Genomic DNA, 10733 nt, shown 5'->3' on the forward strand with positions numbered 1-10733 from the left:
GAAGCGGCGGCCGCCTTCATCACGGAAGGCCGGCGCATTGCCAAGTCCATGTCTTTCCTCATCGGCGACCATCCGATTCTGGTCCTTTTTGCCGGTGATGCCCGCGTGGACAACCATAAGTTCAAAGAACGGTTCCACAAGAAGGCGACCATGATCAAGGCCGGCGACGTGGAACGGCTCATCGGCCATCCCGTCGGCGGCGTCTGTCCCTTCGCCATCAACGAAGGCGTCGACGTCTTCCTGGACGAATCGCTCAAGCGCTTCCAGACCGTCTTTCCGGCCTGCGGCACCGCCAACAGTGCCATCGAACTGACACTGCCCGAACTGGAAACCTATTCCCATGCCAGGGAATGGGTCGACGTATCCAAGGGCTGGCAGGAAGAGAACCAATAAATAAAAAGGGGGTAGTACTATGCAATTCACCTTTAAGCACACCAATTTCAACGTTTTGAATCTCCAGCGCAGCATGGACTTCTACAAAGAAGCCCTGGGCCTGACCGAAGTCAGCCGCATCGAGAACCCGGATTTCACCATCGTCTATCTCGGCGACGGCGTGTCCGACTTCCAGCTGGAACTGACCTGTCTCAAAGACCGCAAGGAACCGTATAACCTCGGCGAAAACGAATTCCACACGGCCTTTGCCGTCAAGGATATGGATGCGGCCCTGGCCAAGCACAAAGACATGGGCTGCGTCGTCTATCAGAACCCGGCCATGGGCATTTATTTCATCGTCGACCCCGACGGCTACTGGCTGGAAATCATTCCGGAGCGCTAGGCGATGAAGAAAGAATATACCCAGCGGACAGCCCGCCTCATCGGCCAGGATAAGGTGGACGAATTAGATACGAAAAAGGTCCTCATCTTCGGCGTCGGCGGCGTCGGCTCGGCTGTCGTCGAAGCCCTGGGCCGGGCCGGTGTGGGCCATCTCATCCTGGTCGATGCCGACGTCTTCGACCCGTCCAATGTCAACCGCCAGCTCGGGGCGACGGTCCAGACCATTGGCCGGCCGAAAGTCGAAGTCATGAAGGAACGCCTCTTGTCCATCAATCCCGACATCGACGTCGAGACCCATGCGACGTTCTATCTGCCTGAAAGCCATCAGGCTTCATCGCCCATTCCGGGGCCGATTACGTCGTCGATGCCGTCGATACGATGAGCGCCAAGATCGCCATCATCGACGAAGCCTATCACAGCGGCATCCCCGTCGTGTCCTCCATGGGGGCCGGGAATAAGCTCCATCCGGAATATTTCCAGCTCGATTACATCGAAAAGACCAGCGTCGATCCCCTGGCCAAGATCATGCGCCGGGAACTGAAAAAGCGCCGTATCCGCCACATCAAGGTGGCCTATTCGACAGAAGTCCCTCATAAGCCTTTCACCGACAGCGACGAAGTACGCCCCAGTCCGGGCAGCATTTCCTTTGTCCCGTCGACGGCGGGCATGATCCTGGCCGGTGCCGTCGTGCGCGACCTCCTGAATCTGGATTAAAAGAAAATTTTTGCTAGTTATACACAAGGGCTGCGTCTATAAAAGCGCAGCTCTTGTGTTGTCCTTTCAAGGCCTGCCAGCCATTTTGATAAAAACTAACCTTAACTTGTCCACAACATGATGGAGTATGTACACGTTGACATTCGCTACTATATATAGTATCATAGGGCATGTGAAAAACGGACCCCGTACCATATATCTTGTAGCAGGCATGGGAAAATGTACAATTTGTATACTATATACTGTGGAGGTAGACATATGTTAGAAGTAATCAAGCGCAATGGAGAACGAGTGCCCTTCAATCGAGATAAGATCACCGTAGCGATTGAAAAGGCCATGAACAGCAGCAGCGGTATTTACGAAGAAGGGCAGGCTGCCAAGATTGCCGGTGAAATCGAAGCGTATGCTGCTTCCATCCAGAAGGACCTGACCATTTACGCCATCGAAGACCAGGTCTACTACCGTTTGTTGAAATACAACAATCCGGCCACGGCCAGGGCTTACGAAAACTACAAGACCATCCAGGCCTTCAAGCGCCAGACCAATACGACCGACGACGATGTCTTTGGCCTGCTGAACAACACCAACCTGGAAGTCCTCGACGAAAACTCCAATAAGAACGGCCACGTCGTATCGACGCAGCGCGACCTCATCGCCGGCGAAGTGTCCAAGGACATTGCCCGCCGCAAACTGATCCCGGCCGACATCGTCCAGGCCCACGACAGCGGCGCCATCCATTTCCACGACATGGACTACATCATTCAGCCCATGTTCAACTGCTGTCTCATCAACCTGGAAGACATGCTGGCCAACGGTACGGTCATCAACGGCAAGAAAATCGATACGCCGAAATCCTTCCAGGTCGCCTGCACGGTGACGACGCAGATCATCGCCCAGGTCGCCAGCGGCCAGTACGGCGGCCAGTCCATCAACGGCATCGACCGCATCCTGGCACCGTACGTCCGCAAGTCCTTCAAGAAGTACATGAAAGCCGTCGTCGAAGAACAGCGCGAAGTCTACGGCATCGAACCGGATATGGAAAAGGCTGAAGAAATCGCCTGGAAGCGGACGAAGAAGGAAATCAAGGACGGCATCCAGACCATCCAGTACCAGATCAATACCCTCATGACGACCAACGGCCAGGCGCCGTTCGTCACGCTCTTCATGTATTTCCAGCCGGATTACGAATACGCCAGGGAAGCGGCCCTCATCGACGAAGAATTGCTGCGCCAGCGTATCCAGGGCATCAAGAACGAAGCCAACGTCTACGTCACGCCGGCCTTCCCGAAACTCATTTACGTCCTGGACGAACACAACGTCCGCGAAGGCAGCCCGTACTTCTATTTGACCAAGCTGGCCGCTGAATGTACGGCGAAACGCATGTATCCCGACTATATTTCGGCCAAGAAGATGCGCGAATCCTATCAGGGCAACGTCTTCAGCCCCATGGGCTGCCGCTCCTTCCTCAGCCCCTGGAAAGATGAAAAGGGCAATTACCAGTTCGACGGCCGCTTCAACATGGGCGTCGTCTCCCTCAACCTGCCGCAGATCGGCATCCTCGCCGACGGCGACGAAGAAAAATTCTTCCAGATCCTCGACAAGCGCCTGGAACTCTGCAAAAAAGCCCTGCTCCTGCGCGTCGACCTCCTCAAGCGCATCACGTCCGACGTATCGCCTATCCACTGGCAGTACGGCGCCATTGCCCGCCTGAAGCCCGGTGAAACTATCGAAAAATTCATCTACGGCGGCTATGCGACCTTGTCCCTGGGCTACATCGGCATCTACGAAGCGACGGTACTGACCAAGCATTGCTCGCACACGGCGCCGGAAGGCCGGAAATTCGCCATGCGCATCATGGACGACCTCAACGCCCACATTAAGAAGTGGCGGAAGGAAACGAACATCGGCTTCGCCCTCTACGGTACGCCGGCAGAAAACCTGACCAACCTCTTCTGCAAAATCGACAAGGCCCGCTTCGGCTCCATCCCCGACGTCACCGACAAAGGCTACTATACCAACAGCTATCACGTCGACGTCCGCGAACCGATCAACGTCTTCGACAAGTTCTCCTTTGAAGCCGACTTTGAAGACAAATCGACAGGCGGCTGCATCAGCTATGCCGAAATCCCCAACATGACTCATAATATCCCGGCCGTCCTGACCATGGTCCAGTACATCTACGACCACATCACGTACGGCGAATTCAATACCAAACTGGACTACTGCCATGAATGCGGCTTTGACGGCGAAATCATCCTCAACGACGACAACGAATGGGAATGCCCGCGCTGCCACAACAAAGACCGCAACAAATTGACCGTCATCCGCCGGACCTGCGGCTATTTGGGTGAAAATTTCTGGAACGAAGGGCGGACGCAGGAAATCAAGAACCGCGTCCTCCATATCTAAGAGGTGACTTGACTTGCATTATGCACAGATGCGGCAATATGACATTGCCAATGGACCGGGCATCCGCTCGACGATTTTCGTCACCGGCTGCTCACGCCACTGCTTCAACTGTTTCAACCCGGAATACCAGGACCCCAGGGCCGGACAGGAATGGACGGACAAGGAAATGGAACAGCTCCTGTCCTGGCTCAGCGCCCCGACCAACAGCGGCCTGACCCTCCTGGGCGGGGAACCCATGGAAAACACCGACGGCCTGACGCAGATCGTCCAAAACGTCAAACAAGCCATGCCCGATAAATCGGTCTGGGTCTACTCGGGCTTCACCTATGACGAAATCATCCAGGACCCGCAGAAAAAAGCCCTCTTGGACGTCTGTGACGTCCTCGTCGACGGCCCCTTCGTCGACGACCTGAAAGACCCGGGCCTCTACTTCCGCGGTTCCTCGAACCAGCGCGTCATCGACCTCAAAGCGACAAGAACCAGCGGCCAGATTACCCTGGTATGGCCCGACGGCCGCTGATGACAAATAATTAATAAAAATTATCCGTTGATATTATTTACAATGGAAGCCTTTCCTGCTATAATAACTGTAGGGGCGACCACGTGGGGCGCCCGCTATGAATCATGGTGATTAAGGCAGGTCGCAGGTCGTGGCTCGTGGCTCGTGACCTGTAGGGGCGCCACGTGGGGCGCCCGCCACAGACGTGTGGTGCTATCCGTTACCGTATAAATGGAATGCTTTGCGGTCTGCCAGGCTGGCGATTTTGTTCGACGGCCTTGAATTTCAAAAAAGGAGGGCTTCTCATGGTTGTTGAATCGGTGAAAAAAGTTAAGAATATCGTCTCTGAAGTCTTTAAAGGCTATGCCAGCAATTCCAGCGGCGGCTGCTGCGGTGTATCCCTTCCACCGGAAGAACAGCGCCAGCTCAAACGCTTGAAGGAAGGGGCCCAGGCCGAAAAGAAAGATTGACAGGGGCTGTGAAAACGGCTACACTAAGGATATAAGAACAAGACGCACGACGGGGACACCACCTAAGGTGTCAGACGTCGTGCGTTTTTATTTTGCAACGAGGGGTGTATACCATGCAGTTAGTATTGAACGGAAAGAAAATGAATTGTCCCTGTGACCACCTGGAAGACCTGAAAGCCGCCTATGGCAGCGGCCAGGAAATCACTATCGTCAACGGCTTTGCCACGACAGAGAACTTAGCCCTGAAAGAGGGCGATGAAATCTATTTCATCCCCAAAGACCGCCTGCCGCCGAAAGAAGCCCTGGAAGGCATGATGTGTTCCCGCCATACACCGAAAGTCCACCAGAAAGTCAGCGCCGGCCGCGTCGCCATCTGCGGCCTCGGCGGCCTGGGTTCCAATGCCGCCGTCTACCTGGCCCGGACCGGTGTCGGCCATCTGCACCTCATCGACTTCGATACCGTCGATGCCAGCAACCTCAACCGCCAGTCCTACATGGTCCGCGACCTGGGCCAGCGCAAGACCGACGCCCTGGCCCGGCAGATTGCCGACATCAATCCCTTCATCGACGTCCGCACGGACTTCGTCCGCCTCACCGAAGACAACGTGCCGACCATCCTGAAAGACGACCAGGTCATCTGCGAAGCCTTCGACAATCCCGACGCCAAGACCATGCTCGTCCACACCATCCTGGAACAATGTCCCGATAAATACATCGTCTCCGCCTCGGGTATGGCCGGCTACGGCGACAGTAACGCCATTGAAACAAAAAAAATCACCAGCCACTTCTACATCTGCGGCGACCAGACAAGGAACGCCAAACCCGGCCGCGGCCTCATGGCCCCCAGAGTCGCCATCTGCGCCGGCCACGAAGCCAATTTGATCCTAAAACTCCTGGTCGACGTCTTATAAATGCCTCTCCTCATAGGAGAGGTGGCCCGAAGAGCCGGAGAGGTTTATTGGTAGCACGGAGTTCGTGGTTTGTAGAAGATGGTTTTAAATTTTTTGTCATTTGCTGCAAACTAAAAACTACAAACTTAAAACTCAAAAAAGACGCTGTCTTAATGCGACAGCGTCTTTTTTTTTGCTGTCTATGACTCAATGTAAAATAGCATGAATGGCTTAGCAATCGCATTTTCAGACATCCAATGGCGAAAGTGTAACGCGTTACCTTTATAAGACTAGAAAAGAAAAAGAAGAGAGGAGAAAAAAGTTATAGTAAAATACATAAAAACTTAATGATTTCAAATGGCTTATCTAATATTAATCGATGCTGAATAGAAAATAATAAACAAAAAAATGCAATATGACTTTTATGCCGTAAAAAATAAATTGAAAAAGCAGCCTTTTGGCAAAAAAAGATAAAAAAAAGTTCGGACGATTGGCGTTTTTTTTGTCTTATATAAGTAGAGGGGTAATTCAGAAAGACAAACCCCAAGATGTAGAAAGAGGTGCTAGCAATGAAACGACTGCAATGGCTGAAAACCAGGACCGGCTTATTCTCGGATCCCCGTATCTTATTCTTGATGAACCAACCTAACGGCGATTCTTATATTGTCTTATGGTTCTTCTTGAAGGATATGGCCGGAACGATTAACGATAACGGGTATGTCTACGTATCGGGTCGGGAAGCCATGACGACACAGCTCATTGCTAAATGCCTGCACCGCCGCCGGCCCTTCATTGAAAAAGGACTGGCATTGCTGGAAAGACTGGAACTCATCGAACGCGACGAAAGCGGTCTTATCCGCATTGCCATCTGGGATGAGCTGCAGGATTTCCAACGCGACGAGAAGCGGCGGGAACAGACGCGCGAACGGGTACAGCGCTACCGTGAGAGGCAGCGTCAATCTCAGCCGGAAGATAGCTCAGTGGATGCGGCGCCTGTCGTGACGGAAACGATGAATCCGCCGGAAGAATCAGAAGCATCCGACGGAAATCCCCCTGCGGCAGAAGAAACGTCGGTCTATGACGGTGAACCTGTGACGACGCCGAAAGCAATGCGTGACTACGCCTCGGTACAGAAATACCAGGAGCTTTTCGGACCCATGCAGGGAGAATTCGCCAAGAAGCTCATTGATTTAGAGAAAATGTGGGGCAGCGAGGCAACCTGTATCGCCATCGAGCTGGCCCATGAAAATAAAGTCAATAACATTCGGTATATTCAGGCCATTTTAAAGAACAGCAATGGACGGCCCATGAGAAAGGAAGATGAATATGAACGTAAGCAGAGAGAATGTTACGAGCACATTGATGCGGTGTTACGCGAGGCCCGGAGAGAAAAACTGCAACGACTACAAGCTGAAGATGCTCGAAGAAATGCTGCCCGAAACGATGACGGCGAAGGAAGCGGAATCTCTTTTGCATCGCTTGCTAAAACGATGTAAATATGAGCCGTCCATTGCCGAAGTCATGGATGAATGGTATGCCATCCTTCGCGAAAACCGCCGCCCCGAAGCTTTTCATGCCGGGCCAGCCTGGACCGTGCCCCAGCGCCATATCAACCAGCTGAAAGACACGCGGCAGGCTTTACTGGAAGGGCGTCCCATCGAAGGATGAACTTATCTAAAGAACTCATCCGCTTCGCCCGCAGCTTTTTCCCGGAAATCAGTTTGGCAGTCATCGAACGGAACCAGTTGGAAATCTCTAACTGCATGACCGACCGTCAGAAAGATTTGGAACGGAAAGACGGCTATATGACCTATATGAAACTCGATAAAAACGGCGTCATTACGCTGTATATGTCTAAAATTCAATAACAGAAAGGAGTGCGCTATGAACCGGATACTACGATTTTTGAGGAACCTCGATAAGAGGAAATTAATCTTCATCTTGCAGAGAGCCAGTGCCGTATTGCTGCCGATTAGGCCATATCCGGACTGCGGCTGCAATGGGCGTTGCCCATGCCCGGCCGTGAAACACAGGCCCATGCAGGGCATCGCCATCGGAGGAACAACCGCCAGTGTCCATATGAGACAATAATTGGGATTCGCAGGCCGCAGTTCGCAGGCGGCCGGCCGCCTCGGACTCAAATGCCGCTGCGCGGCGTCAGACTCAAACTAACAACGACACTTCGGGAAGCCCTCAGCTCGTAAAAATAGCCCCAATCGGGGTTGCGTAGGGGCCGTCCCAAGCCTTTTTGGCCCGTCAGGTGCCGACCAACGGAAGGCGCAGGACGGCTGCCAAAACGGACAGCCGTGGCTGGGCGGCCCGCAGCGAGATTCCATCACAGCCCGTTTTGGTATAATGATGGTTTTTTACGAGTAACGAACCACGAACCACGAGCCACGGCTTTTTCCGAAGCGTCCTGCGAACTGCGGCCGTAAGGCCATATTTATCGAAAGGAGAGTTATGAAAGTCTATTTAAATGCCGGTCATGACCGGCAGCTTGATCCGGGCGCCGTCAATCGCCGTTTGCATTTGCGTGAATGTGATGCGGCTTATGAATTGGCTTTGGGCGTCCAGCAATATTTAGAACGAAATGGAATCGCGGTCGTCTTTGGTCAGGACGATGACCTATACCATATCTGCGACCAGGCGAATCAGGCCGAATGTGACCTCTTTGTATCCATTCATTTCAATGCCTACAACGGCAGGGCCAGTGGTACGGAAACGCTCATTTCCGGGTCCACAGGCAGCCTCATGCTGGGGCACTGCATCCAGTCTAACTTAAAGGCTGTCCTCAGTCTGCCGAATCGAGGGCTTAAAGAGCGGCCGGGACTCTTTGTCCTGCGCAATACCATCATGCCTGCCGTCCTCGTCGAAGTCTGCTTCATCGACAACGACTTCGACTGGCGCCGTTACGACGCCCATCGCGACGAAGCGGCCCAGGCCATCGCAACGGGCATCATGCAGTACCCGTACCAGATGCAGGGCGCTCAGGCGGCATGATGAACGCAGGCCGCAGTTCGCAGGCAGCATAAAAGAGGACGCAGGCGGCAGGTCGCAAAAAAATACACGGCCGAAGGCCTTGTGCGTAGGGGCTTCCGCGTGGGAAGCCCGCTAGAGAGATTCAACCACAGCCTATCCAGGTATAATGGCAGGCTTTTATGAGCCACGAAGGCTCTTCACATACAAAAAAGAAAGGAGGAATGAACATGGCAGCAGAACGCAAAGCGATTTCCGGCAAGTTAAAGCTGGTCATCAGCTACAACGACGAAAATAACAATTTGTGCGAAAAATCCGTACAGATGCGTAACCTCGTCACCGGCGTCGACCCGGCCAACGTCGTTACCGCCGTTAACGCCATCGGCACGTTGTACGAAGATCCCATCACGGGCATCCACGAAATCGTCGAAAACGAAATTACGGCGTAAGAGCGCGTAAACCTCTCAGTCAGCTTCGCTGACAGCTCCCCTACAAAGGGAGCCTTAAGCCTTCCCTGATAGGCCCTTTTTGGCCCGTCAGGTGCTGACCACAGGGAAGCACAGGGCGGTTGCCAAAACGGAGAGCTGAGCTGGAGGTGGCCCGAAGGGCCGGAGAGGTTGCTCTTCTCACAATACCAAAGAAAGGAGGAATTACCATGGCCATCAAATCGGAAACGAAGACACTGCAGCTTACCTTTGTTGATGGACTCAGCAAAAATGTCAGCTACTCTATTTCCAATCCGAAAGCGGACTTGACTAAGGCAACTGTCGATACTGCTGCACAGACCATCGTCGACAGCAAAATCTTTGCTACGACGGAAGGCGGCAATTTGACAGGACTCAAGTCGAGCCAAATTGTAACCCGTAAGGTTGAAACACTTGAATAAGTGTAGCATACTAAAGATGCCTTGGGCAGGATTTCTGCCCAGGGTATTTTCCATTTTAGGCAACATTAAAAAAATTTAATTTATGAAGAAAAAATGAAAAGAGGTTTTAATCGAATTTTAATGTAAATGTAGTAAGGAGACGTGATGTAATGACTATTCAGATGCGACATTGTGTACGGGCTGCTCAGCGCGGCGACAAAATAGCGGCAGAAGAACTGATCAAGGCTTTTAAGCCCTATTTACACCATCAAGCCAAGAAATACCAGCGGTTTTATCAGAATTTCGATGAGGCCTTGTCGACGGCCTATCATGGGGCCATAGATTGTATCTATCAGTATGATCTGAGTCAGTTTGAAGAAACTGTTACCGAAATGATGGTCGCTTCGGTACACAATCACCTGCGTCGGGAGTCTTACAGCCGGACCTGTTACTACCAGCGAGTCGAAAAAACGATTATGGAAAACGATACATTAACTGATTTGCCGGAAGACCTTGTTTCTGAAGATGCCTGTCCGGAACTTTGCTATTTAGAAGACGAAGTACGGACGCAGCTCTACTGGGCTTTGGAACAGCTGCCCGAATTACAGCAGAAATTCATCCGCCTGCACTTCATCCATGGCTATTCGTATAAGCAGATTGCCCAAAAATACGATTTCAGGAAAAGCACCGTCGGGGATTATGTCAAAAGGGGTATTAGAAATTTGAGGATTTTGTTGGCAGCCGATGAGGCAGCCAGCTAGGAAAAATAAATGAGCTCTAAGTTTATGATCAGCACTTTACAACTTTTACGCCGCCTCGGAAATTGACGAAGCGAGTTTACACAAGGCCTAAACTAAGTCCGTTGGATTTTTTGCAATTGGGCCTTAGAGACCAAAGTGCCAAAAAAATACTTCACACAGCCCCAAGGGAGCCAAAGCCAGTGCCATCGTCTACAGCCTGATTGAAACAGCCAAAGCCAACGGCTTGGACCCCGAACCGGTATCTGAAATACCTCTTTGAAAAGCTGCCCAATACAGCAAACTTCAAAGATGCCGAAACCTTGGATCAATACCTGCCTTGGGCAACAAAGACCCCAGGAAAATAGCAAAGAATAAATAGAATCAAAGCCTACAGAC

General features: G+C 52.3%; 15 protein-coding genes. All 15 read left to right on the forward strand.

Annotated features, from left to right (window positions below; genetic code table 11):
- Positions 1-393: YbaK/EbsC family protein (locus tag NM10_RS09275; RefSeq protein ID WP_020311320.1), on the forward strand; the 393-nt coding region annotated here is incomplete at its 5' end.
- A gap of 19 nt (positions 394-412) precedes the next feature.
- On the forward strand, positions 413-775 hold the full coding sequence (locus tag NM10_RS09280; protein ID WP_020311321.1) for a VOC family protein: 363 nt from the start codon (positions 413-415) through the stop codon (positions 773-775).
- 3 nt (positions 776-778) lie between these two features.
- Complete coding sequence (locus tag NM10_RS15180) at positions 779-1156, forward strand: ThiF family adenylyltransferase (protein ID WP_020311322.1); 378 nt, start codon at positions 779-781, stop codon at positions 1154-1156.
- Positions 1153-1488 (forward strand): tRNA threonylcarbamoyladenosine dehydratase, encoded by a 336-nt coding sequence (locus NM10_RS15185; RefSeq protein WP_020311323.1) that lies wholly within the window; start codon positions 1153-1155, stop codon positions 1486-1488. The genes NM10_RS15180 and NM10_RS15185 overlap by 4 nt, the downstream gene beginning before the upstream one ends.
- Positions 1489-1746: 258 nt before the next feature.
- Entirely contained in the window at positions 1747-3897 is a 2151-nt protein-coding gene (gene nrdD / locus NM10_RS09295; protein WP_020311324.1) for an anaerobic ribonucleoside-triphosphate reductase, read from the forward strand.
- Between the two features lie 13 nt (positions 3898-3910).
- On the forward strand, positions 3911-4417 hold the full coding sequence (gene nrdG / locus NM10_RS09300) for an anaerobic ribonucleoside-triphosphate reductase activating protein (protein WP_020311325.1): 507 nt from the start codon (positions 3911-3913) through the stop codon (positions 4415-4417).
- A 284-nt stretch (positions 4418-4701) separates the two neighbouring features.
- Positions 4702-4866 (forward strand): hypothetical protein, encoded by a 165-nt coding sequence (locus NM10_RS14055; protein WP_020311326.1) that lies wholly within the window; start codon positions 4702-4704, stop codon positions 4864-4866.
- A gap of 113 nt (positions 4867-4979) precedes the next feature.
- Positions 4980-5777 carry a sulfur carrier protein ThiS adenylyltransferase ThiF gene (gene thiF / locus NM10_RS09305; RefSeq protein ID WP_020311327.1) on the forward strand — a complete coding sequence of 266 codons (798 nt, stop codon included), beginning with the start codon at positions 4980-4982 and terminating at the stop codon, positions 5775-5777.
- 548 nt (positions 5778-6325) lie between these two features.
- Positions 6326-7252, forward strand: a complete 927-nt coding sequence (locus NM10_RS09310) for a phage replisome organizer N-terminal domain-containing protein (RefSeq protein ID WP_020311328.1) — start codon at positions 6326-6328, stop codon at positions 7250-7252.
- The gene (locus tag NM10_RS09315; RefSeq protein ID WP_036201125.1) at positions 7236-7424 is read left to right on the forward strand and encodes a hypothetical protein; all 189 of its coding nucleotides are present in this window, start codon (positions 7236-7238) and stop codon (positions 7422-7424) included. The genes NM10_RS09310 and NM10_RS09315 overlap by 17 nt, the downstream gene beginning before the upstream one ends.
- A complete protein-coding gene (locus NM10_RS09320; RefSeq protein ID WP_020311330.1) occupies positions 7421-7624 on the forward strand; it encodes a hypothetical protein in 204 nt (67 codons plus the stop codon). The genes NM10_RS09315 and NM10_RS09320 overlap by 4 nt, the downstream gene beginning before the upstream one ends.
- 592 nt (positions 7625-8216) lie before the next feature.
- Entirely contained in the window at positions 8217-8756 is a 540-nt protein-coding gene (locus NM10_RS09325) for an N-acetylmuramoyl-L-alanine amidase family protein (protein WP_020311331.1), read from the forward strand.
- A gap of 206 nt (positions 8757-8962) precedes the next feature.
- Complete coding sequence (locus NM10_RS09330; RefSeq protein ID WP_020311332.1) at positions 8963-9181, forward strand: DUF1659 domain-containing protein; 219 nt, start codon at positions 8963-8965, stop codon at positions 9179-9181.
- A gap of 206 nt (positions 9182-9387) precedes the next feature.
- Positions 9388-9618 carry a DUF2922 domain-containing protein gene (locus NM10_RS09335; RefSeq protein ID WP_020311333.1) on the forward strand — a complete coding sequence of 77 codons (231 nt, stop codon included), beginning with the start codon at positions 9388-9390 and terminating at the stop codon, positions 9616-9618.
- Positions 9619-9767: 149 nt separating this feature from the next.
- Entirely contained in the window at positions 9768-10358 is a 591-nt protein-coding gene (locus tag NM10_RS09340) for a sigma-70 family RNA polymerase sigma factor (RefSeq protein WP_020311334.1), read from the forward strand.
- Positions 10359-10733: the final 375 nt, after the last annotated feature.

This window comes from Megasphaera sp. NM10 (genome assembly GCF_000417505.1).
In the GTDB taxonomy this organism is placed as follows: Bacteria; Bacillota; Negativicutes; order Veillonellales; family Megasphaeraceae; genus Megasphaera; species Megasphaera intestinihominis.